The sequence below is a fragment of the Atlanticothrix silvestris CENA357 genome (genome assembly GCF_016056295.1).
In the GTDB taxonomy this organism is placed as follows: Bacteria; Cyanobacteriota; Cyanobacteriia; order Cyanobacteriales; family Nostocaceae; genus Atlanticothrix; species Atlanticothrix silvestris.
The window spans coordinates 30496-55503 of sequence record NZ_JAECZB010000011.1; the positions used below are offsets into that span (position 1 = coordinate 30496).

Here is a 25008-nt window from a genome sequence, read left to right on the forward strand (position 1 = left end):
GAATCAGGTGCTACTGGAGTTTCTGGTGCTGGAGTTAAGTTTTCAGGATTGGTAGAATCAGGTGCTACTGGAGTTTCTGGTACTGGAGTTAAGTTACTAGGATTGGTAGAATCAGGTGCTACTGGAGTTTCTGGTGCTGGAGTTAAGTTTTCAGGATTGGTAGTATCAGGTGTGATTGGACTTCCTGGTACTGGAGTTAAGTTACTAGGATTAGTCGAATCAGGTGCTACTGGAGTTTCTGGTGCAGTCATGCTGTCAGGAGTACTGCTATCAGAAGGCTGAGTTTCGGTTGCTGGTGCTGTAGTATCGCTAGGAGCAGGGGCGCTAGGAGTAACTGCTGTACCACCTGGACAACGGGAATTTAGAGGGGACTTCTCACACAGAATTTTAAATCCTTCTGGTGATAATTCAATTTCCGTTGTTGAACTCGTGGATGAGTCGCTGGATTGGGCTAAGTAGGATTTACTGGACTGGGCAACAGCGGCATTAGCGGTGAGTGCCAAAGTCAGGGCTGTACCAATCAGGGTCAGATATTTTCCCTTCATTCTGAAATTAACCTCAACGGAAACGGAACATCCAGCCCATTAAACCAGACAATTCGTTATAGAAAATCTTCCTAAATGTAGATGTTTATCTTTGCGGCACAATGCATCAGCATATAAAAGCAGTAAATTTTAAATTGTTTGTGTATTAATTGTTAACTTACAGAAGTACAAAAACATAATTGTTACATCTTTATATAAAACAAGTAGTGGTAGTTAAAATAAGCATTACAAAATCAGAGTCAAAATTTTGATTTATGTAAAAAAAATAACAATATAAAACAACAATTTCCCTGAAGAGATATTTTCTTGTTGTAAGATCGAATCGGCAATAATTCCGTACAACTAATTTCTGGTTGAGCTTATGAGTAAAATGATGAAAGACCTGTATTGAGAATGCCATTCGCCCGATTCTTCACTTAATTAACTATGATGTGATTAGCCAATGAGTTCCCCCCAACCCCCTCAAAAGCCTCAAACGTTACTAGGTCAACTGACTCAAGCAGTACATACAATTCAAGCTAGGGTTGACTTTTCTAAACTGGCGCTCAAGCCTAATGCCAAAGTACCGGAAATCTGGGTGCAGGATGCGGGGGCGGATAAGGCAGAAATATATCCGTTATTGGGCGATCGCTACATACTCGGTCGCAGTTCTAAATCCTGCGATATAGTCATTCGGAACCCAGTTGTCAGCCAAATTCACCTATCACTGTCACGAGATTCTACTCAGCGCACCCCTGTTTTCGTCATCAAAGATGAAAATTCCACTAATGGTATTTATCGTGGTAAGCGACGGGTAAACTCTTTAGAACTACGTCATGGCGATATTCTCACATTAGGGCCACCAGAACTCGCAGCTTCAGTGCGGCTGCAATACGTTGATCCACCCCCCTGGTACCATAAAGCTGCAACTATGACGGCTTATGGCGTTGCAGGTGCAAGCACCCTTTTTGCGTTGGTGATTGGTGTTGAATGGATGAGGTTTTCGGTAAGACCCCTACCTACAGCCACTCGCGCTCCCATAATCGTTTATGCTCGTGATGGCGCTACTCCGTTGCGTGAGCCTCGAACTACTTCTCACGTAGATATGAAGCGTTTGCAAGACTTTGGCCCTTATTTACCTGCCGCTGTAGTGGCATCAGAGGATAGTCGCTACAATTGGCATTTTGGGGTTGATCCATTAGGAATTTTACGAGCTGTGTTAATTAACAGTCGTAGTGGAGATGTGCAGCAAGGAGCCAGTACAGTTACCCAGCAAGTAGCCCGCAGTTTATTCCGGGAATATGTTGGTACTCAAGATTCCCTTGGACGCAAATTGCGAGAAGCAATAGTTGCTCTGAAGTTAGAAACTTTTTACAGCAAAGATGAAATTTTACTGACTTACTTAAATCGGGTATTTTTGGGTGCAGATACTTCTGGTTTTGAAGATGCTGCCCAGTATTACTTTAGAAAATCAGCTAAAGAATTAACTCTTTCTGAAGCAGCAACTTTAGTAGGAATTTTACCTGCTCCCAATGCTTTCGATTTTTGTGGAGATGGCCCAAATAAACTAGAAGCAGCTGAATACCGCAATCGTGTGATTAAGCGGATGCAGGAGATGGGTAAAATCACCCCCGAACAGGCAAACCGAGCAAGGCGCTCAACTGTCCAAATCAGCCCTAAAGTTTGCGAACAACAGGCAAAAATTATTGCTCCTTATTTTTATAATTATGTGTTCCAAGAATTGGAATCTATTTTGGGCGAAGGAGCAGCAAAAGAAGGCAACTATATTATCGAAACCAATCTCAATCCAGCTATTCAAGCCCAAGCAGAAGAATCGTTGCGTAACTCAGTGAATAATGCTGGTGCAACTTTTAGATTTTCTCAAGGAGCGATCGTAACTCTAGATTCTAAAACTGGCAGTATTCTGGCCATGGTAGGCGGAACTGATTATAGAAAAAGCCAGTTCAATCGTGCTGTCCAAGCTCAAAGACAACCAGGTTCTACCTTCAAAATCTTTGCTTACACCGCTGCGCTTCAACAGGGTATTTCTGCATCCAAAAGTTATTCTTGCGCTGCTTTACCTTGGCAAGGCTTTACCTACAAACCTTGTCGTGCTGGCGCTGATGTCAATTTAGATGTTGCCACTGGACTTGCCCTTTCAGAAAATCCGATCGCCTTACGAGTTGCTAGAGCCATAGGACTAGATAAAGTAGTAACTATGGCAAAGCGTTTAGGGATTAAGTCAAGCCTTGATCCGGTTCCTGGTTTGGTGCTGGGTCAGAGTGTGGTTAATGTTTTAGAAATGACTGGTGCTTTTGGCGCTATTGCTAATCGTGGCGAATGGAATCCTCCCCATGCAATTAACAGGATTTTAGACAGCAGTGACTGTAGCGATCGCAAAGATTTAAAAACCTGCCGTGTTGTCTATTCTTTCCAACAAAATCCAGATGCGAACAAGCGAGTAATATCAAATGGTGTCGCTGACGAAATGACTAGTTTGATGCGTGGAGTGGTAACAAGAGGTACTGGTCGTAGTGCTGCTATTGGATTAGGGGAAGCTGGTAAAACTGGGACAACCGATAAAAATGTGGATCTATGGTTTATTGGTTTTATTCCCAGTCGGCGACTTGTAACTGGTGTTTGGTTAGGAAATGACAATAATTCCCCCACATCTGGTAGTAGCGCTCAAGCAGCTCAGTTGTGGGGCAATTATATGAGGAGAATTACAAGGTAAGTTATTAATTCGTAATTCGTAATTGTTAACTACGAATTACGAATTAGTAATTACGAATTATTACTGGTATCCCTGCCAAGGAGTTACTTCGAGTTTACCGCTAGGTTTAAATTTCACTTGAAAGTGAGCCAGAGGCTCTTTATTGTTGGGAGCCGCTAAATTTGAGCCATAAAGGGCTTGAAACATCTTGGGTAAGGGTGTCTCTCGGAAATAGTCAAAAGCGACTTGGTTAAGCGGTTCATAGTCGGCGATCGTGCCATCTTTGTTAACTGCTACCCGATACAGCAAATCTTGCTTGAAGGTAGGAGTACCACCCCAACTTTGGCGAAGCGAACCATAAAGCTTTTGGTTTAAATTTTTAACTGTGTTAGATTCGGTGATTTTTGAACCGATTACTTCAGGTGTTCTAGCATATCCTCGCCAAGGGCTAACTTCTAACACACCTTGGTTAGTAAAGACTATTTTAAATTGAGCAATTGGCTCATTAGAAATGGTAGGACGCTTAGCAGGATTATAAATTAGGTTAGGCAAAGGAGTTAGTTCTATCCCTTGGTTCGCGTCTTTATTCAACGCTTTATAACCGACGATCGCACCATCCGCAGCAACACCCACACGATACATTAAATCCTGTTTCAATGCTGAGCGATTATTCCAAGCTGGATTAAGTTGGTTGTAAACTTGGCGATTCAAGACTCGTAGCTGTGATGGATCAGTAATTTCAGTAACTGTATTTAAAAGCGCTTCTAAATCTTTAACTGCGGGCTTTGCCTCTGTGGCGGGAGTCTCAACAGCGATGGGAGTTGGAGTTGGTACAGGAGTTACAGTGTCTGTGGATGCTGTTGTAGGAGGTGCTGAAGGATTGGCACTAGGTATTGCAGAGCTAGTCTGTTCCTCTGGTTTTGGCTGGGGTGGACGCACCTCTGGAGCTGGAATCAAACTAAAAGCGATCGCTGCAACTGCTAAACTTGAAACTCCAATACTCGCTGGTACTGCCTGCTTGAGCAGAGCTTGACTAGCGCCACCATAACGTCCAGTTACTGGTTGTAATTCTAGTGATAACTCTGGTAAAGTTTGGGAATCAGCAAAAAACTGATCTACAGCTTCTACTAAATCAAATAGCTGCACCGTATTCAACTCTATTTGAATAGGCTGTTTACTATAGTTGGGATTAGACTCAAAACCTTCTGAATTGCCCTCAGAATGCACAATGAGTCTGTGTCGATTAGCCCCAATCTTTTGCAACTCCACAAGTTCTGATTCTTCGTTGTGAGCTTGTGGGTTTGGCACATTGCTCAAAAACTCTTGGGCATAGCCGCTAACTGCTCTGACTAAGCTTTCAAAAAATTCCCGTCCTCCAACTAGAGGCTTGTTATAACTAGGCAAATAGCATTCTGCATTTACCAAAATTGACAGTTCAGGGCGCAGTTCTTGAAACTGTGCAGATCTTGCAGCATCGCTTAAACCTTCTAAAAGCAGCGTACAGTTAGGTAAACTGTACTTACGTTGGATGTTCATTCTACTTCACCGTCAAAAAGACTAATCCAGAAACGCTGCATTCCAGCTGTACCAGTACAAAATAATAATTGTCCTAACAAATTTATAGCTAACTCATCTAATTTTTCATCAGAACTCAATGCCAAAAGACCAGAACGGCGGACGTTCATCCTGCTTTTAAAATGTACTCGAAACCGTTCTAGATAATTAGACAAACGCAAATTTTGTTCTAGCGGTATCTGCTTGTCATTCATTTGTTGACAAATCATCAGCATTTGGCGAATCACGACTGTTAAGCGACGCGCGATGTAGCAAGCAATTACTACCAAAGCTTTTGCTTCCATAATGGTTAAAGGTCGACGGATATGCGCTCGTCGCATGGGATTAGAACTACGCATCCGCCATAAATTTACCCGATCTTTAATAATTCCTTTCAATTCCAACTCTTGGGCAAAAGCCAGAATTGCTTCCGAACTACCAAGCTCTAAAGCTTCAATCGCCAGTAAAATTAAATCAATTTGTAGCCTAGCTCTAGGGGGGCATGTCTGTCCTGCGATCGCAGGATCTGGTAAAGTGTCCAAAATCATGGGCAATGATGGGGGATTTGGACTGTTGAACGGCGTTATGCTTGCGGAGACACTCATTCTATAAAATACCCTGTGCAGTTCTAATAAACTAGATAAAACTAACTTTAGATAAGTAGCCAAAGAAGAACATTCGACTTACGGCAGTATTACGACTACCTGATATATACATTACTTACTGGTTCTACTTAAAAGTTTTCTTCTACTTAAATTCAGATTTTTAAAACATAAGTTTATCCTTTTCATTTGTTAATACAAGTCCATCTTTAGCTTGGTGTAGATTCTAAGTATCGTCAATGGATAGTGCAATAGAAGCTTCAAACCCAAGCGTATGACATTATAGTGTACGATTTTTCAGGTATGCAGAATTTGGGACTCTATAAGAAGCAGGGGAGCAACAAGAGGGTAAAGGCTAAAGGACGAAAAGATAAACCCTTTCCCCCTTACCCATTCCCCTTTACCCCTTCTTACCCATGCCCCATTCCCTATTCCCCATTCCCTATTTTATGGATTTAAAATCTCTAATTCGTGATATCCCAGATTTTCCCAAACCCGGAATTTTATTTCGGGATATCACTACTTTACTGCGCGATCCAGAGGGACTGCGCTATACTGTTGACTTTTTTACACAAAAATGCATAGAGGCTGATTTAAAGGCAGATTACGTTGTAGGTATGGAGTCGAGGGGGTTCATTTTTGGCTCTCCCCTGGCTTATAAACTAGGATCTGGTTTTATTCCCATTCGTAAAAGGGGTAAGTTACCAGCAGCCGTTCATGCAATTGAATATGAGTTAGAGTACGGTACTGATTGTTTAGAAGTGCATCAAGATGCTTTGCATCCAGGTAGCCGAGTTTTGATTGTAGACGATTTAATTGCTACAGGTGGGACAGCAAGTGCAACAGCAAAGCTGTTACAAAAGATTGGCTGTGAACTAGTGGGCTTTGGGTTTATTATCGAGCTACTGGATTTACAAGGGCGTAAACATCTACCAGATGTGCCAATTATCTCCCTTGTTGAATATTAGTCATTGGTCATTAGTAATTGACAAAGGGCAAAGGACAAAGAATAAATGACTTCTACGAAAATTTCCTTGGAGACAAGTCGGAACTGGCTCATCAGCTTAGTTACGAACGAAACTTTTATTTACGTAGTGAAGCGAATATTGCAGGCGCTGTTTACCTTATTTTTGGCAACAGCGCTGTCATTTTTCATCATGAAGTTGTCTCCAGGAGATTATGTAGATACTTTGCGGCAAAACCCAAAAATCTCCCCAGAACGAATTGAGGAACTAAGGCGACAGTTTGGTCTGGATAAGTCCTGGCCGGAACAATTTGGGCTGTGGCTGTGGAGAATCCTGACAAAAGGAGATTTTGGCACGAGTTTTGTTTACCAACGTTCAGTAGCTTCTTTGTTGTGGGAGCGAATACCAGCAACCTTGTTGTTAGCGATCACTTCTTTAATTTTCACCTGGGCGGTGGCCATTCCTTTAGGAATTTTCGCGGCGGTGAAGCAAAATCGAGCTGGTGACAGAATTTTACAGGTGATTAGCTATACCGGACAAGGTTTTCCTAGTTTTATCACTGCCTTATTCTTGCTAATAGTGGCTCAAATGACTTCACCTGTGTTCCCAGTGGGTGGCATGACTAGTATCAATCACGCGGATTTATCGTGGTTTGGTAAAATTATTGATGTCGGCTGGCACATGATCTTACCTACCATCGCTTTGAGTATCACCAGTTTTGCTGGTTTGCAGCGAATAACTCGCGGTGAATTGTTGGATGTTCTGCGTCAAGATTATATTCAAACAGCCCGCGCCAAAGGATTGCCAGAAAATCGCGTGATTTATGTTCACGCCCTCCGCAATGCTATTAACCCCTTGATTACTTTGTTGGGCTTCGAGTTAGCTGGTTTATTAGGCGGTGCATTTATTGCTGAACAATTCTTCAACTGGCCGGGTCTTGGAAGATTGACTTTACAGGCGGTAATAGCTAAAGACCAATATTTAGTTATGGCTAGCCTAGTCATGAGCGCAGTATTGCTGAATGTAGGCAATTTGCTCGCAGACTTGTTATTGAAGGTGGCCGACCCTCGGATTCGGTTGGAATCTTAATTTGTTAGTTGTTTCTTTGTCCCTTTGTCTTTAGTTTCCATGCTGTCTGAAGTTTATTACATAGCGCGATCGCAAACTGACGGCCGTTATCTCATAGCTCGTCCTAATGCTGAAACATCAGGTTATTTGTTGCTGTTTCGAGAAAATTTTGATGCTTTAAGTTATCTCAACACCCATGCGGCAGAAGTGGCAAACCGTTTTGCTGTAGAGTCTATTGCTGGTACACAGTTAGGCAGCTTGTTAAAACGATGGGGTTATACCGGCGTGGGTATTGTGACTGACCCATTATTGCCCAAAGTGGAGTTTTTACAGCATTGAAATCATTTCGTAGTAAGTGGCTTGCAACCTAGTCAGGATTGAGGACGATAGAAAGAGCTAGTTGATAAATTTGGCGACGTGGAAGGGAAGTAAACTTTGCTAATTGACGGCTGGCTTGCGATCGCGATATCCCCTGATTAATTAACTGTTGCAGTTCGGCTTTTAGTTGTGCTTCTGTAAGTTGAGTTTGGTTTGGTGGATTTCCTGCGACTAAAAGCGTATATTCACCTTGAGGATCACGTTGGCTGTAATGGGCGATCGCCTCGGCAACTGTTCCCCGCCAAAATTCCTCATACAATTTAGTTAATTCCCTTGCTAACACAATTTGGCGATCGCTTCCCCAAACTTCTGCCAAATCTTGCAAAGCTTCTCTAAGGCGGTGCGGCGACTCATAAAAAATCAATGTGCGCGGTTCTGATTGCAGAGATTCTAAATGTTCTCGCCGCTGTTGAGTTTTCGCCGATAAAAAACCCTCAAAGACAAACCGATCTGTTGGTAATCCCGCAGCACTCAAAGCTGTAATTGCTGCACTAGCACCAGGAATAGGAACTACGGTTATCCCTACTTCAATGCAAGCTTTCACTAGTTCATAACCAGGATCAGAAATGCTAGGAATCCCTGCATCGCTAACTAAGGCGATCGCTTTGCCGTTAACTAAATGCTCTAATAATTCTGGGATACGACTGCTACGATTGTGTTCGTGGTAACTTACCTGGGGCGTTTTTACTTGAAAATGCTGTAGGAGTTTTCCTGTGTGGCGCGTATCTTCCGCAGCAACTATATCCACTGTTTGCAAAATTCGCACCGCCCGAAAGGTCATATCTTCCAGGTTGCCAATTGGTGTGCCGACAACGTAAAGTGTTCCTGGTTTGGGATCAGTCTGCATGAGTGGTCAGTTGTCAGTGGTCAGTGGTTAGTAGTAAAGCGAAAAGTCAAGCCAGTGCGGTCTTCTCTCAAGGGGAGATGCTGCGTGATCGCGCAGTGTAAAGCCTGTGGTATGGCTACGCTGAGAGCGAGTCTGCGAGCGTCTGGTATCTCAGCAAATATAGCATCTGGCGTTGCTGGGGAATACCTCCAAAGAACTTTTCTTTGAAGATGTTTTAAGACCACCCTCAAGGGGATAGAGTGTTAAACCAGATCAAAAACACACTTCGACAAGCTCAATGTATCGCTGACCACTGACCACTGACAACTAACAACTGACAAATGACAAATCCTAAATCTTTTCGTGGATTATTTGTGGGTTTAGTAACCTTAGATTTGATTTATCTTGCTGATTCTACCCCTAGAAATAATCAAAAGATTGTCGCCACTGACTATACTGTGGCCGCAGGTGGCCCAGCGACAAATGCATCTGTGACTTTCAGTCATTTAGGAAATCAAGCTCAAGTCTTGGGTGTGATAGGTTCTCACCCGATGACACAGTTAATTCGAGGGGATTTAAATAAATACAAAGTTGCGATCGCTGACCTTGAACCTAATACCACCTTACCACCGCCTGTATCTTCTATAATTGTTACCCAAGCTACGGGCGAACGGGCTGTGGTTTCGATTAATGCTGTCAAAACTCAAGCTAGCCACACATCTATCCCATCAGATATTTTGCAAAATGTTGATGTTGTACTGATTGATGGACACCAGATGGCGGTTAGTTATGACATAGCCCTAATGGCTAAAGCTCAGAATATACCAGTAATTATTGATGGTGGTAGTTGGAAAACTGGTTTTGAGCAAGTTTTGCCTTTTACAGATTATGCCGTTTGTTCTGCTAATTTTCATCCTCCTTTCTGCCACACAGAGCAAGAAGTTTTTGCATATCTAGATGCATTTAAAATTCCTCACATTGCTATTACACATGGCGAGAAACCAATTGCATATTTGAGTAGCGGTCAAGCTGGTACTTTAACTGTGCCTTCTGTTCAGGCAGTTGATACACTGGGGGCTGGAGATATTTTTCACGGTGCTTTCTGCAATTATATTTTACAGGAAAGTTTTACTGATGCACTAGCACAGGCCGCTCAGATTGCTGCTGATTCCTGTCGATTTTTTGGCACGCGCCGCTGGATGGAATCAAAGTAAAGATGGGTCATGTCCCATTTGTACAAGTTAAGTTAGAACAAGGCTAAATGAATGAAAGACCTGCAAGAAATATTAGCGATCGCCCGTGAAGTGGGTTGGGGTGCAGCAGATATACTGCGATCGTACTACCACGGAACTATAAAAGACTCTAATTTAGATGTGCAATATAAACAAAATGAGCCTGTTACTGTTGCGGATATAGCTGTTAGTCAATACATTTTAGAGAAGTTACAAGCAGCTTTGGGCAACGAAGATTTTGCTTATATTAGTGAAGAAACTTACAAGTCACAAAGTAAGTTAGCTTCTAATTTAGTATGGATTATTGACCCTTTAGATGGTACAAAAGACTTTATTGAAAAAACTGGTGACTATGCAATTCACATTGCTTTAATTAAGGAAAGACGACCTATATTAGCAGTAGTAGTAGTACCTGAAGCTGAAAAGTTGTATTACGCCACCAAGAGTGGAGGTACATTCAGGGAAACTCGTAATGGTTCGATTCCTTTACAAGTTTCATCAGGTAAGCGTATCGAAGATTTAACTTTAGTTGTTAGTCGTTCTCATCGCAATGAACGGTTAAATTATTTACTACAAAACCTACCCTGTCAAAATCAAAAATCTGTTGGTAGTGTAGGTTGCAAGATTGCCACTATTCTGGAACAACAGGCAGATATTTATATTTCTCTTTCTGGCAAATCTGCCCCTAAAGACTGGGATATAGCTGCTCCTGAACTGATTTTAACAGAAGCTGGCGGTAAATTTACCCACTTTGAAGGCACACCATTACAGTACAACACTGATGATATCAATCAGTGGGGTGGTTTGCTTGCCAGTAATAGTGAGTATCATGACATACTATGTCAGCAAGCGCAGCAGATATTAGCACAGCTGGTTAATAGCTAAAGTCAGGGAAATTTGTGAAATATGCTTTTACGATAAATTATTATGATATGATTAGCACCAAGGAAGACTCTGAAATTTGTAAATCCTTCGATCTAATTTCAAAGTAACAACACCTGGGCGATCGCTATTTGTCCTGAACTTACAACTTAAAATAGGCAGTATAAGCCTTTTGTTGGCAGATTTTGTAACCTGCCCTAAAAGCTCTATCTTTGAAAGCTATCCCGTATGAGAAGATACTGATAAGCTGTGCTATAATCTTGCATATAAAGATTATTTTCGGTTGAGTAACTAGTTTTGATTTCCAAAAACCGTCTCTCCGAATTTAACTCTCTACACTCTCTGAATTCGGAGACACCTTTTTTATGTCAATTTATGTCGGGAATTTATCCTATCAGGTCACAGAAGAAGACCTGAAGAGAGCTTTCGCTGAGTATGGAACAGTTAATCGAGTTCAGCTACCTACCGACCGGGAAACTGGACGTCCTCGTGGATTCGCTTTTGTAGAAATGGAAACAGACGCTCAAGAAACAGCTGCCATTGAAGCACTTGATGGGGCTGAGTGGATGGGGCGTGATTTAAAAGTTAATAAGGCTAAACCCCGTGAGGAAAGAAGTTCTTCCCCTCGTGGTTACTGGGGTGGAAATAATGCTCGTCGCGGCGGCGGTAATCGCTACTAAGTTTTTAACCAGAATAATTTAACATCTAGAGTTTCCAGCAGATAAAGCCAAAGGCTGGGTTCTGCTGGAATATTTTTTTGTCTCTAGTCTTCAAGTGTTCACTGAATATGGAGAAAAATAAGAATGACACAAGTAGTTTTGGGGGAAAATGAAGGTATTGAGTCAGCTTTGCGAAGGTTTAAGCGGGAAGTTTCTAAAGCTGGAATTTTCCAAGACATGAGAAAAAAGCGTCACTTCGAGACTCCTTTAGAAAAAGAGAAGCGTAAAGCAGTTGCTAGGCACAAACAAAGTCGTAGAAATCGTTCTCGCTTCAGATAACACCTAGAAGGTGATTTTCTCTTCGACTTCTTGAGCTAGCAAGCCTTAAATAATTAGGTAAACAGAAATCATCCAGATGTTTGTAGTAGCGCTTTTGTGTAAAAATAGCGCTACTATCTAATATTTATAGATTAATATATACAGCGTTTTTCGGTTGGGTGTAGTACACCTATTAAGAAGAAAGGGGCTAAGGCGAGAGTAATATACCTCATACAAATGAAATTTGCTGTAATTTAGTCATGTAGATAATTTGTTTTAATCATACGCGGCAAATCGCGTCTCTATATGAGGCTGTTTGGCTTAACTAAACGCTATTATGCAATGCGTAGCTTCACAAAATTTCTGCCAGTTTGGCTAACAAAATATTTGTCAAATGCCATAGCTCTACATCATCGTTGATATCAAGATCACTTCTGTTACCAGCTAAAGCTAACAGATTTTTTACAGCAGATAGGCGACTATGTGCTTCACGGATTCTCCAACATTCTTCTAAGTTCACGGCTAAATCAAACAGCGCTAGCGAAGCTCCGGCGACGGAGGATTGCTCCCCTAAATACTGTCTTATCCTGACTGCTACATCATCATTACTTCCTAGAAATTCTTTAATAGTATCTAACAGTGGACTATTTAATATTTCTTCATTTCTCCAGGTTTCTAGCCAATCTCCATCCACATCTTCAACGTACAGATGGATAAAATTTAACCCGTAATTTAACCAGTCTTGCTGCATTTTTCGGGCTGTTGCTAAAGCCTCAGTAAACTCGTCCACTTGATTCTCGTAACTGTTAGTTTCTCTTTGATTAGCCATAAAAGCTGGGATGACTAGGTAAGTATGTAGGCTAAGACACAAATTTTAAAGCTCAAATTCTTGAAATAATCACGAGAATTTTAGATACTTGCCACCAGCAAGATAATCGCTGTTATGTAGAGCCACATTGACTAATTGATTGATAAAGTTAGCTTCCTTGGGGCTATAGCTGAAGAACAGTCCTCTTTCTATTTCCCACGAATGCAGTGTATTTTTCCAATAATGATACTTTTGGTGATTAAATTCTTCAGATACACTGGTAACTTGAATACATAGTGGTTTTTGTTGACGACTACTAACAATTAAATCCGTTGCCATTGAAAGGTCGGCGATATAACGCTGCCAAAAACTACCTTCACGACTGACAATATCTTGAGCTATAGCTTTAATGATATCATCATCGACTTGATTAAAATCTCCTGCCATGAGTTTTTGCTTCCAAATATAAAATTTGGAGTCACTGGCATTGATCCACCTAGGAAAGAGATAACCGTACCAGTATCTTTCATTAGGTGTCATTTGCTCAAACTTGGCTTGTTGTTCCTCTTGTGAAGGTAAGGATTTAATAATCAGCCAAATTGTAGAATCTGTAATTACCTCTAAGAGAAAAGCCAGGACAAATGGTTTAGCAGTTAGTGACCCTGGCTTGATATGCTTTACCCAGCGATTGATTTCATCCAATCTTCTTGCTAAATTACAATCTATCGAGGAGGCTTGCTCGATGAGGGACTTTAACTTATCCTTAATCTCTTGTGCTTGCAAACGATGCCCTAAATCTAGTAAATAAAGCTTTTTTGAAAAATTTGCAACTAATAACTCTGTTAACAGAGTATATCGATTTTCACATTGTACTACGTTATATAAAAACCGCTATATGGGTTTTCTTTGTTGCAGGCTTTTTGTTGGTGTAAACTGATTAACTTAATGAAAATCTAAACACTATCTGCTACAGAGCCGCTAAAAATAGTTTTCAGTACAAATTTAGTAATAGTCATCACCATGTCTCAGCCAACTATAGAATCAATTTTACAAGAGAAACGTTTATTTCAGCCCAGTAATGAATTTTCCCAAAATGCCCATATTAAAAGTATGGCAGATTACCAACGCTTTTATGATACGGCAAAAGCTAATCCTGAGCAATTCTGGGCAAATTTGGCTGAAACAGAATTAGAATGGTTCCAAAAATGGGATACAATCTTAGACTGGCAACCGCCGTTTGCTAAGTGGTTTGTCGGTGGCAAAATTAATATTTCTTACAACTGCCTTGATCGACACCTTACCACCTGGCGTAAGAATAAAGCGGCGCTGATTTGGGAAGGAGAGCCAGGAGATTCACGGACTTTAACTTATGCCCAATTACACCGGGAAGTGTGCCAATTTGCTAATGTATTAAAACAATTGGGGGTACAAAAAGGCGATCGCGTTGGTATCTATATGCCAATGATTCCCGAAGCTGCGATCGCAATGTTAGCTTGTGCCAGAATTGGCGCACCCCACAGTGTAGTTTTTGGTGGTTTCAGTGCCGAAGCTTTGCGTGATCGCCTCATCGATGCTCAAGCAAAGCTAGTCATTACTGCTGATGGTGGTTGGCGCAAAGATGCGATCGTTCCCCTAAAAGAACAAGTAGACAAAGCCTTAGCTGATGGTGCTGTTCCCAGTGTAGAAAACGTCTTAGTTGTCAAGCGCACTGGGCAAGAAACCTATATGCAATTGGGCGGACGGGATCATTGGTGGCATGATTTACAAAAAGAGGTATCAGCCGATTGCCCCGCCGAACCAATGGACAGCGAAGATATGCTGTTTGTTCTCTATACTTCCGGTAGTACTGGCAAACCAAAGGGAGTTGTGCATACAACCGCTGGATACAACTTGTACACCCATATCACCACTAAATGGATCTTCGATCTGCAAGATACTGATGTATATTGGTGTACTGCTGATGTCGGTTGGATTACTGGTCACAGCTACATTGTTTACGGGCCTCTTTCCAACGGTGCAACGACACTAATGTATGAAGGTGCGCCCCGTGCTTCCAATCCTGGCTGTTTTTGGGATGTGATTGAAAAATATGGCGTTAATATTTTTTACACTGCTCCTACAGCAATTCGGGCATTTATTAAAATGGGTGAACAACATCCAAATGGGCGAAATCTATCTTCGTTGCGTCTATTGGGAACCGTAGGCGAACCAATTAATCCAGAAGCCTGGATGTGGTATCACAGAGTGATTGGCGGTGAACGCTGCCCAATTGTTGATACTTGGTGGCAAACAGAAACAGGCGGTATCATGATTACGCCCTTACCAGGAGCAATTTCCACCAAACCCGGTTCTGCAACTCTTCCTTTTCCTGGAATTATTGCAGATATCGTAGATTTAGAAGGCAATTCTGTACCCGAAAACGAAGGCGGTTATTTAGCTGTACGCCATCCTTGGCCGGGGATGATGCGGACAGTCTACGGCGATCCAGAACGTTTTCGCCGCACCTACTGGGAACACATTCCCCCCAAAGATGGCAAATATACTTATTTTGCTGGGGATGGAGCCAGAAAAGATGAAGACGGCTACTTCTGGGTGATGGGTCGTGTCGATGACGTGTTGAATGTTTCAGGACATCGGCTTGGGACGATGGAGGTAGAATCAGCCTTAGTTTCGCATCCAGCCGTGGCAGAAGCTGCGGTAGTAGGTAAGCCAGATGATCTTAAAGGTGAGGAAGTAGTTGCTTTTATTACTCTAGAAGGTACGTATCAAGCAAGCGAAGAATTGAGTAAAGAACTCAAGCAACATGTTGTCAAAGAAATAGGTGCGATCGCTCGTCCGGGAGAAATTCGCTTTACCGATGCTTTGCCTAAAACGCGATCTGGTAAGATTATGCGGCGGCTGTTGCGAAATCTAGCATCTGGACAAGAAGTATCTGGTGACACTTCAACATTAGAAGATCGCAGTGTTTTGGATAAGTTACGCCAAGGTACGTAAACAATTCAACATGACTTAGTTAGAAGCAAGCTTGTAAATTAATACTAATCGTGGTGCGTTATGCATTTGCTAACGCACCTCATTTTATGATGGGGATGAGAAAGTTATTTGGGTATTGAGGACAATGAAGCGGACAGTATTTGTTCAACCTCTGAGCTGGGTGACGTTGAGTATTCTAACTGTAATTGGTATATCATCACCATTAGTTTTAGCGGCTCCTGTAAAGGTTTCTCGGTATTCGCCTCAACAATCGGCGCAGAAACAACCACAAAAACTGGCGCAGTTTTCAGAGACAAATCAACCAGAGCGATCGCAGCTTTTGCAACAAGCTCAAGCCTTATATGAACAAGAAAACTGGACAGGTGCAGAAGAAAATTTACGTAAATTCACTAAAAAGTTCCCCAAAGATGCATTTGGACATTTTCAATTAGGAAATGTACTGGTGCGTCAAGGTAAATCAGAAGCAGCAATTAGCTCTTACCAAGAAGCAATTCGTCTCCAATCACAATATGCTTTAGCTTACAATGCGATCGGTGCTGTTTACGCTAGCCAAAATCGCTGGGAAGAAGCTATTACTGAATATCAAAAAGCTTTAGAAATTAATCCTGATTATGGTGATGCACTAGCCAACTTGGGAGAAGCATTGTGGCAAACAAATAAACGAGATGAGGCCAAAGCATCTCTTGAAAAAGCTTTAAATATCTTCAAAGCACAAAGTCGAAATCAAAGAGTCTACCAAGTCGAACGGATGTTACAACAGATGAAATCTTCAGATGATCCTGGTGTTTCATAAAAAACTGCTAAGGAAATAGGGTTTTGTCAGTTGTCAGTGGTCAGTGGTCAGTTGTCAGTTGACATACAAACACCCTCTTCAAAATTCTCCTTGAGATCAAATCTGCAAGAATTGCTATTCAGTGGGTAAATTGGGATATAGATACAGAAAATTTTTCTGTGCAAACCTGACCCACAAATGATAATGAGAGAATTTTATCAAGATTTCTTAATTCGTAACTGGGAAGTGGGCGATCGTACAAGAGCCGCCGCAGTCATCAGTTATGTATTATCAGAATACGGTTTGGGTTGGGAACCAAACGGCGCTGATCGAGATGTGCTACAAGTAGAAGAATTTTACTTAGCAGTTGGGGGCGAGTTTTGGGTAATTGAACACCAAAGCCAGATAGTAGGTACGGGGGCATACTACCCAGTAAATCGTGGTCAAAAAGCGGTAGAAGTTCGTAAAATGTATCTTTTGTCAAGCGTCAGGGGTTTAGGATTAGGGAAATATTTGTTACAACAACTAGAAGCAGCGATCGCCTCTCGTGGTTTTCAGCAAATTTGGATTGAAACCGCCAGTGTTTTGGTGGAAGCAGTCAAGTTGTATGAAAGTAACGGCTACCAGCCAGCAACAGGTGTGGAAACCACTCGCTGCGATCGTGTGTATTTTAAGTCAATAGTTAATGGTTAGTGATTCAGTGAGGAAAACTCACAAATGACCAAGGACAATCTCAAATGCCAAGTTGGACTAAAAACTTTTCAGGCTTACTCAACCTTTTCCTACAATCCAACTGCCCTTTGTGTCAACGCTCCACGACTTGTAACTTATGTGAATACTGCACTAGGCAATTGCAAACCTGTCACCATAAAGACCCGACTATTTTGTGGCAAAAACCAATCCCCGTATTTGGCTGGGGGGTGTATGGCGGTTCTCTCAAACGAGCGATCGCAGTCATGAAATATGAAAATCAACCCCAAGTTGCTCGTCCTCTGGGTCAATGGTTAGGAGAAGCATGGTTGTTAAATTCGCCAAATCATGACAAAAAGCTTGTAGTCGTACCCGTTCCCATGCACGCAAGTAAGCAAAAACAACGCGGCTACAATCAAGCTGCGTTAATAGCGCAAAGCTTCTGTCAAACAACTGGGTTAAGATTGAAACTAAATGGTTTAGAAAGGGTGCGAGAGACTAAAGCGCAGTTTGGTTTATCGGTGTCTGAGCGAAAAAATAATTTGGCTGAAGCTTTTGCTGTTGAGCAAGAACTTCACCATCGCTGCTTAGATGCTCCAGTGTTGCTAGTAGACGACATTTATACTACTGGTGCTACTGCGTCTTCTGCCATGCAAACACTTCGTCAGTGTGGAATTACGGTCTTAGGATTAGCAGCAGTTGCTACTGCCGTAAAAGACACACACACTAAGAAATCATAGGCAAGCCATCCCTGAGAAATCTATAATTGACCAGATTACCCTGTGTTTGTGGCAACACTGTTTGAAATGTATGAATAAAGCTTTTGCGGCGGGTTTAAGACAAGTAATCATCGTTCCTGCCACATTGTTGGCAATTGGCATAAGTACAAAAGCAGCATTTGCTCAAAATAAGTTGTACAGTCCAATTCCTCTAACAACTAACAGTGCTGAACTTGCGGATATGCTCTCAGATAAAGACATTCCCACAGGTCAAGGTGGATTCGCTCGTGACTATACAGTGAAGTTAGAGAAGGGTGATAATTTAGCGGTTGATCTAACCTCGGAAAACTTTGACAGCATCATTACACTGCTAGCACCGAATGGTTCAACATTAGCAGAAAATGATGATGGCCCTGATGGTACTAGCAATTCTCTACTTTTTACCCGCATCGTCGAGACAGGTACATACATCATTCGTGTCCGGTCTTTTGGGGAAACTGGAGTTGGAGCGTTTAAGCTCAAGGTAACAAAGCTACAACCAATTAAATGAAGCTAAAAGTTGGGAGTTAGAAAGCGGTTATTACACAGAGAAATAAGGCTTCAGTCCACTCAACGACTGCGCCGTAGGTATCTCCTGTATGACCGCCTAATTTGTGATTGAACCATGCTCCACTAAGAGTAGCGATCGCACTCCCAGCAAATATCATGACCAGGGCGAAAAATAGCTGCTTGCTATTTAATAACCAAACTAAAACGCTTAAACTGAACAGCAAGATGATTCCTGGTAATGTATCTTTATGAGAACGAATAGCTTGTTTGTGAAATGCGCCTTTGCCTGTAGGTTTTAAGTAAGGATATCGCGCGATCGCCAGTTGTTGTCCCCAGCGCCCCCATCCGCAAGCTGCCATTATCACTAGCCATCGGTTTTCCCCAATATCTGTCAAGGCTGTCGTTTTGAGCAATATTATGGTGATCGCTGCCATTGCCCCAAACGCACCCGTAGCACTATCTGTCATCACCTCTAGTCTCCGTTCTGGATCGCCTACTGCCAAACCATCGGCGCTATCCATTGCCCCATCTAAATGTAATCCTCCAGTTATAGCAATCCAAACACTTACTACCAAAGCGCTACGAGTTAGCACTGCTATCCCCAGATAATTCATTACCGCATCACATAAACCTAAAGTTCCCCCAATTACTAACCCCACTAAAGGTGCAAGTTGCGCCACTCCTCGAAAATCTAGCCCATTCACATAAGGCAGAGGAATAGAAGTGTAAAATAATACACTAGCAAGCAGCTTTCCTAAAAATTTCCACCACCAAGGCTGATTCGTCATAGTTAGTTATTTTAAGTAAGAGCCGGTTGTGGAATGAGCAAATTACTAATTTGTGATTGAAGACAGAGCAGTTTACTATCTGTTCAGACCTAGAAATTACGAATTATCGAATTGTGAGTTATGCTAATGCTCATAATCCCATCACAATGTTAGTAGCAGCACATTTTTTTAAAGCTTTAAATAAGATTGCTTGCGATTAGAGACTCATCCAAAAAATTTTGTTATGCTGGCTTCAGTAGAAATAATTTTTTGAGCTGATAATTATAACAAAAGATTAAAACAATTGTCAAGTTAAAATTCTACCATAGGAGCTATATTTTGTATTCTTCAACTAATAAATTAAACTTACTCTAGGTTATTAGACGATTGCCCCATAAAATTGATATTTTTTAAATGTTAGGGGGCCAACAAGCTGTTCAATTGAGTGTGTTAGCTGCGTTGTACCTCACCTTCGCTCATCTCCTATTTTCCTATGAGTCATCATCTACCCGACAGCAGGATACCAGCTCCGTGCATTGTGAACACGGGCATTATTGTAAATAAGCTCGATATGCGCCGATTGCTGGCTGATTTAGGTCGAGTCCGGTACATCTACACCCAAGAAGGCAGGCTACAAAGCGAGGGGGAAGGAGATGTGATGGAAGTGTTTGCCAATCCGCAACGTTCTACCCTAGTTGCTAACTGTGCCCTTTACTTGAATGTTTGTAGTTTTGATTATCTGGAACTGAAACAGTCCCCACAGCAAGAAACCTGCTTTAATTTGATGCAAGAAGGCATGTGTTTGAGCTTAGTTCCGCTTTCGACCCCTTTACAAGAGCGAAAGGAACGGTGCTTAAATGTCAGTGCTATAGAAGCAATGATGGAGCAAGTTCTGTCAGCCCGATGGGATGCCGAAATTGATGATGACTGTTCTGATTCGTTTTAAATAGCATTTTTAAACCACAAAGACACTAAGGAGGACACTTGCATGGGCGGGTTTCCCACGCTAGTCCGTATAAAGAGGGGAACCCTCCGAAGTTGCTCGACTTGGTGAGGAAGTTCAAGTCTTGGCGGTTCCCGTTGAGTTGAAACTTCCGAACCCGGAGGGGCAAAGCCCAAGACCGCACTTCTCTCCGCAAGCGGCTGGCTCGACTTGAGCAAAGTGTCCGTTACACAAAGTTGTTAATTAGCTAAATAAAGTCATCTTAAATTTTGAGTGCTATATTTTCTTTTCAATCCCTAGCTCGCTGTAGCCAGACAAAAGCCAGAGCCGGGGTATTTTTCACCCCTCACGGGCCTGTAGAAACTCCAAGATTTATGCCAGTAGGGACATTGGCAAATGTCAAAACTGTGACCCCAGCCCAGCTTAAAGATACTGGGGCACAAATGGTATTATCTAATACTTATCATCTCCACCTCCAACCAGGAGAAGCGATTGTGAAAGGTGGTGGAGGATTACACAAATTTATGGGTTGGAGTGGGCCGATGCTCACTGATTCGGGTGGTTTTCAAGTTTTCAGCTTGAGCGAAATGCGAAAAATTACAGAAGAAGGCGTAAAATTTCGCTCACCCCACGATGGACAAATTATTAACTTAACACCAGAGCGCTCCATTGAGATTCAAAATGCTCTAGGGGCAGATGTGATCATGGCCTTTGATGAATGTCCTCCCTACCCGGCTACTCGCCAAGAAGTGGAAGCTGCTACTGAACGGACTTATCGCTGGCTAGAACGATGTATTGTAGCTCATCAACGTAGCGATCAAGCGCTGTTTGGTATTGTGCAAGGTGGTGTGTATCTGGATTTGCGCTCTCAAGCCGCTGTGGCTTTGGCTAAGCTGGATCTGCCGGGATATGCCATTGGAGGCGTAAGTGTAGGAGAGCCGGCAGAACTGATGGCTCAGATTGTCCAAACAACAGCGCCACTGCTACCACCAGAAAAGCCGCGTTATTTGATGGGAGTGGGTACTTACCGAGAAATGGCAATTGCGATCGCCTCTGGTGTAGATTTATTTGATTGTGTGATTCCTACCCGTTGGGCGAGACATGGAACGGCGATGGTGCAGGGTGATCGCTGGAATTTAAAAAATGCTAAATTTCGTGAAGATTTTGCCCCATTAGATGAAACTTGTCATTGTTATGCTTGTCAAAATTTCAGTCGTGCTTACATATCTCATTTAGTGCGATCGCAAGAAATTTTGGCTTATACATTATTGAGCATTCACAACATTACCGAACTAATTCGCTTTACGCAAAAAATCCGCGAAGCAATATTAAGCGATCGCTTTACCATCGAATTTGGACACTGGTTAACTGAATCAGGAACAAAGGAACAGGAAGATTAACCAGTGCCCAAATCATGTTAAAATACATTTCAATTATGAAAGCTGTGTTGGATTAGGTAGATTTAAACGAATATGGAAGCAGCACTGTTATTAGCAAAATTGCCTGAAGCATACCAAATTTTTGATCCTTTGGTAGATGTTCTCCCAGTTATTCCCGTCTTCTTCTTGTTGCTTGCTTTTGTATGGCAAGCAGCTGTCGGATTTAGGTAAGTTAATCTATTGCCAATTACTAGGACAGGTTGAGATACCTGTCTTATTTTTTTGCAAAATATCTGACTTAAAAATTGATATTTATTAATACTTTGTAATAAACTTCTATAAATTAAGTAAGATAAGTATAAAGACTATTTAAAACTTAGCCTTTCCAGCCAAGCTTACAGTCAACAAGGAATCAATCGGCTATGGGTAATATTAAATTTGTTAAGGAAGATAAAGAAGTCGTAGCAGCGGATGGTGCTAATCTCCGACTCAAAGCAATTCAAAACAACATTGACTTATATACATTGATTGGCAAAATGACGAATTGCGGAGGCTATGGTCAATGTGGGACTTGTGTTGTTGAGATTGTCGAAGGAATAGAAAATCTTTCTCCCCGCACAGATGTGGAAAATCGAAAATTTAAGAAAAAGCCTGATAATTACCGCCTCGCTTGTCAAACGATGGTGAATGGGCCAGTCAGTGTAGTAACTAAACCTTAACTGTTTAGAACGCAAGATCAAAATTTGTCTTCCTCATTGGCCATTTTTCAGATAGCGGCCAATAAATTTCGTACACAATGAAGTATACAAAATATCTCTTCTTCACTCCTTACTCTTACCTCCCCATTTTCTTGATAGGAAGTAAAAAAAATAGGGCTAACACTAGCATCGATAATGCTATTCTAAAGTTGTTAACTAGAAATCAAAATTAAAGAGAGGCTTTCTTGCTATGCAAGTTAATGACCTAGGGTTCGTAGCGAGCATTCTGTTCGTTCTAGTTCCCTCTGTATTTTTAATAATTCTTTACATCCAAACTGCTAGCCGCGAAGGTGGAAAAGATTCTTAAGTATTTAGTGCATCAGGTAAAGAACCCCTACACCAGTGGTGCAGGGGTTTTTATTTATCAACCGCTAAACCCAATTTAGAAATTAAGCGACTGTCCGCGCCAACAAGACTGGACAGGTAGCATTGACTCGAACGTAATCAGACAATGAAGCGCCTACTAGTCGGTCTATATCAACAAAACTCTTGGCCACTGATGGACGGCGATCGGGAGAACCGAGCAATAATAAGTCTATATTCAATTCCTCTGCCAAGCGACAAATTTCTTCGCCTGGCTTACCGGTACTGCTAAAACAGCGAGTTTGCACACCGTATTTTTGGGCTTCTGCAACTGCTGTAGCCAGAAATGAATTTTTATCTGGGACAATTTCGTTGACTTCCGCTGTTTTGCCGCGCAAATCTGTAGTAACGTTAGTCAAAATTAACTGACCACCAGGAATATCTCTCAGCAGGAACACAGCTAAACTTAAACAATGTTTGGCTGAATCGGAGTTATCCATCGCTACCATCACGCGCTTAATTTTTTTGACATAAATGTCATCTTTTACCAGCAACATGGGGCGAGAAGATAGTTGAAAAACATACTGACTAACTGAGTTCGCCAAAATTGATTGCAGACGCTTAAGTCCACGTGAACCCATAATAATTAAATCAGCATCAATTTCATCTGCTACTTGGCAAACTACATCTTTGGGATCACCCTGCCGCAAAATTGAAGATACTTGGCTAGGATCTAAATTCAAAGACTGAATAGCATTAGCCAGAATTTTACCACCTTCTTCCCACTTATCAGTCATCGCCGCAGCGGTACTTTGGGGAGGAACAACATGCAAAACAGTGACCTTTGCATGTTGGATTGACGGCACTTCCTTTAAGGTTTTGAGCATTTCTTCTGCATGACCCAAGCCAGAAACTGCTAGCAAAATTTTTTCTATCATTGTCACTTCTTGTTGTTAGGGTTGCTTTGGTGTTTGCTCTTAGTATTTCGCTCAGTTTAGGTTTTCAACACCTTACTCAATAACTTAGTCAGAAAGTTGGCACAAATAAATCTTTAGTTATTAGCAATCAAACACATCACAGATAACTAAGAAATGTTAAGTTTATTTGTACTCAGTTCCCTCAACTTTTAACTAGGCTTCTAATAATTTAAGCTTACTCTTAATTTAGCTTGGGAAACTTTATAAAATATTATATTAGTGATTATTTTTAATCTATATTTACTATTTTTAATTATAAATAAGTTAAATATTGCAAACTTAGTAATACCAACTCTGTACAATAGATCCGGTTTCGATTCCTAAACTTAACTTGTAGACGTAGGGAACAGAGAATAGCGATCGCTTCGTCTACTAATCACAAATATACTCACATACTGTCTGAATACTGCTTTGTCTTTAGTCAGTCCCAGTTACCTAAAACTTATTTTCGTAGTTTTAGAGGTACAAATGTACCATTATTCTTGAAATCACCTGATATACTTCTGTATATTTACTACTACGCAATAAAGTTTAAATTTCTATATTTCATCATAGCTTTTAAGCCAAAGTTGGCTGTAAAACATACCATAATTAATCTACTGATACTATGACTGGACAAAATCAATCGTCTGCGCGTTTTCGCTCTGCTACAGAGTTTCCTAAAACAATCGAACGCCTCAACAACACTGAAGCTGATAAATTGTATAAAGAAATGCGAGACTGTCTAATTTTTACAAATCGCAGTCGTTCACAACTACTCCGCAGAAATGAAGAACATAAACAATCTGCTTTGCGGTTAAAAACAGATGTAGAACGTCTACAAGTTATGATGAGTCAACTTAAACTAGAAAAAGAACAGCTTGCTTCTGGTAATCGGCAGATTGTAACAGACCTAGAACGTGAAATTGGCTCGATGGCTGGATATTTAGATCAACTTTCAACGGCGTTTGATTCTGTCTCAGATATTGATAATCCAGACAAAGCTCATTGGAGTTATCTATCTTTTCCTAATCGCTTCTTTAAGTTTATAGGAGCAATCAGAGCGATTGTGTTATGGTGGCGTGAAGATAAAGATGAAGAAATAGCAGCACTGAAAACTACAAGTGTCTCTCAATCTTATCTTCCTAGTGAAATTGAAGTTACAACCAATGAGGAGCGCATAGAAAAACCACAAATGCACACAGATCCTGCTTCACAAGGACGCTCTCTTTTAGATAAGTAAAATTCAATGGGGAAAAAACGAATTACTCAACTACTAGAGGGGCTAAAGGAAAATCAACTGCATGAGTTGCATAATTCCGCAGCTATCTACACAGTTGCACAGGTTGCCGTTAATGAACTGCAACAACAAAGCTTGCAGATGGATGAACCTCCTATAGCTGCTTTGCCTTCTACACCGCCAATAATTGATAAAGCTCAACTACTCAAACAGTATGGTTCTTACAATGCTTGTCGCAAGGTAGCTAAAGAACGAGGAATTAAATTTTCTCGTACTCCTAGTTGGGAACAGTTAGCAACAGCATTGAGCTATGCAGAAGCTTTTCAACAAATCGTTAAAACGTATGTTGAAACATATCCCTACCCCAAACTTAAAGGTACTAAGTTTGAGTTGGTTTTCCAATAGTTGG

General features: G+C 41.4%; 28 protein-coding genes. 20 read left to right on the forward strand and 8 right to left on the reverse strand.

Features of this window, described 5'->3' with window-relative positions:
* Positions 1-545: hypothetical protein (locus I8751_RS07050; protein ID WP_214438462.1), on the reverse strand; the 545-nt coding region annotated here is incomplete at its 3' end.
* Between the two features lie 442 nt (positions 546-987).
* On the opposite strand from I8751_RS07050, the gene I8751_RS07055 reads away from it, so the two are divergent.
* Positions 988-3258 carry a transglycosylase domain-containing protein gene (locus tag I8751_RS07055; RefSeq protein ID WP_214438463.1) on the forward strand — a complete coding sequence of 757 codons (2271 nt, stop codon included), beginning with the start codon at positions 988-990 and terminating at the stop codon, positions 3256-3258.
* Between the two features lie 60 nt (positions 3259-3318).
* Here I8751_RS07055 and I8751_RS07060 read toward each other — a convergent pair whose 3' ends face one another.
* Complete coding sequence (locus I8751_RS07060; RefSeq protein WP_214438464.1) at positions 3319-4773, reverse strand: DUF4335 domain-containing protein; 1455 nt, start codon at positions 4771-4773, stop codon at positions 3319-3321.
* Positions 4770-5396, reverse strand: a complete 627-nt coding sequence (locus I8751_RS07065; RefSeq protein ID WP_214438465.1) for a DUF3038 domain-containing protein — start codon at positions 5394-5396, stop codon at positions 4770-4772. Before I8751_RS07065 ends, I8751_RS07060 begins: the two co-directional genes overlap by 4 nt.
* A gap of 446 nt (positions 5397-5842) precedes the next feature.
* On the opposite strand from I8751_RS07065, the gene I8751_RS07070 reads away from it, so the two are divergent.
* From I8751_RS07070 to I8751_RS07080, 3 genes are read left to right on the forward strand one after another with little or no spacing between them, the layout of a single operon-like run.
* Positions 5843-6361, forward strand: a complete 519-nt coding sequence (locus tag I8751_RS07070) for an adenine phosphoribosyltransferase (protein ID WP_214438466.1) — start codon at positions 5843-5845, stop codon at positions 6359-6361.
* 45 nt (positions 6362-6406) lie between these two features.
* Positions 6407-7447 carry an ABC transporter permease gene (locus tag I8751_RS07075; protein WP_214438467.1) on the forward strand — a complete coding sequence of 347 codons (1041 nt, stop codon included), beginning with the start codon at positions 6407-6409 and terminating at the stop codon, positions 7445-7447.
* 39 nt (positions 7448-7486) lie between these two features.
* Entirely contained in the window at positions 7487-7765 is a 279-nt protein-coding gene (locus I8751_RS07080) for a hypothetical protein (RefSeq protein ID WP_214438468.1), read from the forward strand.
* Positions 7766-7793: 28 nt separating this feature from the next.
* Here the strand turns inward: I8751_RS07080 and rsmI are convergent, their stop codons facing one another.
* Positions 7794-8651, reverse strand: coding sequence for a 16S rRNA (cytidine(1402)-2'-O)-methyltransferase (gene rsmI / locus I8751_RS07085; protein WP_214438469.1), 858 nt, complete (start codon positions 8649-8651; stop codon positions 7794-7796).
* Between the two features lie 320 nt (positions 8652-8971).
* Between rsmI and I8751_RS07090 the strand changes: the two genes are divergently transcribed.
* The 4 genes from I8751_RS07090 (at position 8972) to rpsU (ending at position 11742) form a co-directional block, all read left to right on the forward strand.
* Positions 8972-9844 (forward strand): sugar kinase, encoded by an 873-nt coding sequence (locus tag I8751_RS07090; protein ID WP_214438470.1) that lies wholly within the window; start codon positions 8972-8974, stop codon positions 9842-9844.
* Positions 9845-9895: 51 nt separating this feature from the next.
* On the forward strand, positions 9896-10747 hold the full coding sequence (locus tag I8751_RS07095; protein WP_214438471.1) for a 3'(2'),5'-bisphosphate nucleotidase CysQ family protein: 852 nt from the start codon (positions 9896-9898) through the stop codon (positions 10745-10747).
* Positions 10748-11109: 362 nt separating this feature from the next.
* The gene (locus tag I8751_RS07100; RefSeq protein WP_214438472.1) at positions 11110-11424 is read left to right on the forward strand and encodes an RNA recognition motif domain-containing protein; all 315 of its coding nucleotides are present in this window, start codon (positions 11110-11112) and stop codon (positions 11422-11424) included.
* 123 nt (positions 11425-11547) lie between these two features.
* Positions 11548-11742, forward strand: a complete 195-nt coding sequence (gene rpsU / locus I8751_RS07105; protein WP_214438473.1) for a 30S ribosomal protein S21 — start codon at positions 11548-11550, stop codon at positions 11740-11742.
* A 331-nt stretch (positions 11743-12073) separates the two neighbouring features.
* Here the strand turns inward: rpsU and I8751_RS07110 are convergent, their stop codons facing one another.
* On the reverse strand, positions 12074-12550 hold the full coding sequence (locus I8751_RS07110; protein WP_214438474.1) for an acyl-CoA reductase: 477 nt from the start codon (positions 12548-12550) through the stop codon (positions 12074-12076).
* A 69-nt stretch (positions 12551-12619) separates the two neighbouring features.
* Positions 12620-13312, reverse strand: coding sequence for a hypothetical protein (locus I8751_RS07115; protein ID WP_214438475.1), 693 nt, complete (start codon positions 13310-13312; stop codon positions 12620-12622).
* Between the two features lie 237 nt (positions 13313-13549).
* Here I8751_RS07115 and acs point away from each other — a divergent pair, with 237 nt between their 5' ends.
* From acs to I8751_RS07140, 5 genes are all read left to right on the forward strand, one after another.
* On the forward strand, positions 13550-15523 hold the full coding sequence (acs, locus tag I8751_RS07120) for an acetate--CoA ligase (RefSeq protein ID WP_214438476.1): 1974 nt from the start codon (positions 13550-13552) through the stop codon (positions 15521-15523).
* Positions 15524-15647: 124 nt separating this feature from the next.
* On the forward strand, positions 15648-16316 hold the full coding sequence (locus I8751_RS07125; protein ID WP_214438477.1) for a tetratricopeptide repeat protein: 669 nt from the start codon (positions 15648-15650) through the stop codon (positions 16314-16316).
* 183 nt (positions 16317-16499) lie between these two features.
* Positions 16500-16988: a GNAT family N-acetyltransferase gene (locus I8751_RS07130; protein ID WP_214438478.1), complete on the forward strand. Its 489-nt coding sequence runs from the start codon at positions 16500-16502 to the stop codon at positions 16986-16988.
* A 44-nt stretch (positions 16989-17032) separates the two neighbouring features.
* Positions 17033-17725, forward strand: coding sequence for a ComF family protein (locus tag I8751_RS07135; protein WP_214438479.1), 693 nt, complete (start codon positions 17033-17035; stop codon positions 17723-17725).
* 70 nt (positions 17726-17795) lie between these two features.
* The gene (locus tag I8751_RS07140) at positions 17796-18254 is read left to right on the forward strand and encodes a PPC domain-containing protein (RefSeq protein WP_214438480.1); all 459 of its coding nucleotides are present in this window, start codon (positions 17796-17798) and stop codon (positions 18252-18254) included.
* 16 nt (positions 18255-18270) lie between these two features.
* Here I8751_RS07140 and cobS read toward each other — a convergent pair whose 3' ends face one another.
* Entirely contained in the window at positions 18271-19041 is a 771-nt protein-coding gene (gene cobS, locus I8751_RS07145) for an adenosylcobinamide-GDP ribazoletransferase (RefSeq protein ID WP_214438481.1), read from the reverse strand.
* A gap of 472 nt (positions 19042-19513) precedes the next feature.
* Between cobS and I8751_RS07150 the strand changes: the two genes are divergently transcribed.
* The 5 genes from I8751_RS07150 to psbM all read left to right on the forward strand — a co-directional run bounded on the left by I8751_RS07150 (position 19514) and on the right by psbM (position 22407).
* Positions 19514-19966: a hypothetical protein gene (locus tag I8751_RS07150; protein WP_214438482.1), complete on the forward strand. Its 453-nt coding sequence runs from the start codon at positions 19514-19516 to the stop codon at positions 19964-19966.
* Between the two features lie 266 nt (positions 19967-20232).
* Positions 20233-21363 (forward strand): tRNA guanosine(34) transglycosylase Tgt, encoded by a 1131-nt coding sequence (tgt, locus tag I8751_RS07155; protein ID WP_214438483.1) that lies wholly within the window; start codon positions 20233-20235, stop codon positions 21361-21363.
* Between the two features lie 72 nt (positions 21364-21435).
* Positions 21436-21573, forward strand: coding sequence for a photosystem II reaction center protein K (locus I8751_RS07160; RefSeq protein WP_006195022.1), 138 nt, complete (start codon positions 21436-21438; stop codon positions 21571-21573).
* Between the two features lie 191 nt (positions 21574-21764).
* Positions 21765-22061, forward strand: a complete 297-nt coding sequence (locus I8751_RS07165) for a 2Fe-2S iron-sulfur cluster-binding protein (protein ID WP_214438484.1) — start codon at positions 21765-21767, stop codon at positions 22059-22061.
* A 229-nt stretch (positions 22062-22290) separates the two neighbouring features.
* Positions 22291-22407, forward strand: a complete 117-nt coding sequence (psbM, locus tag I8751_RS07170; RefSeq protein WP_214438485.1) for a photosystem II reaction center protein PsbM — start codon at positions 22291-22293, stop codon at positions 22405-22407.
* An 82-nt stretch (positions 22408-22489) separates the two neighbouring features.
* On the opposite strand, the gene I8751_RS07175 is transcribed toward psbM, so the two are convergent.
* Positions 22490-23341, reverse strand: a complete 852-nt coding sequence (locus I8751_RS07175; RefSeq protein ID WP_214438486.1) for a universal stress protein — start codon at positions 23339-23341, stop codon at positions 22490-22492.
* Positions 23342-23987: 646 nt separating this feature from the next.
* Between I8751_RS07175 and I8751_RS07180 the strand changes: the two genes are divergently transcribed.
* Both I8751_RS07180 and I8751_RS07185 read left to right on the forward strand, forming a co-directional pair.
* On the forward strand, positions 23988-24602 hold the full coding sequence (locus I8751_RS07180; protein ID WP_214438487.1) for a hypothetical protein: 615 nt from the start codon (positions 23988-23990) through the stop codon (positions 24600-24602).
* Positions 24603-24608: 6 nt separating this feature from the next.
* On the forward strand, positions 24609-25004 hold the full coding sequence (locus I8751_RS07185; RefSeq protein ID WP_214438488.1) for a hypothetical protein: 396 nt from the start codon (positions 24609-24611) through the stop codon (positions 25002-25004).
* Positions 25005-25008: the final 4 nt, after the last annotated feature.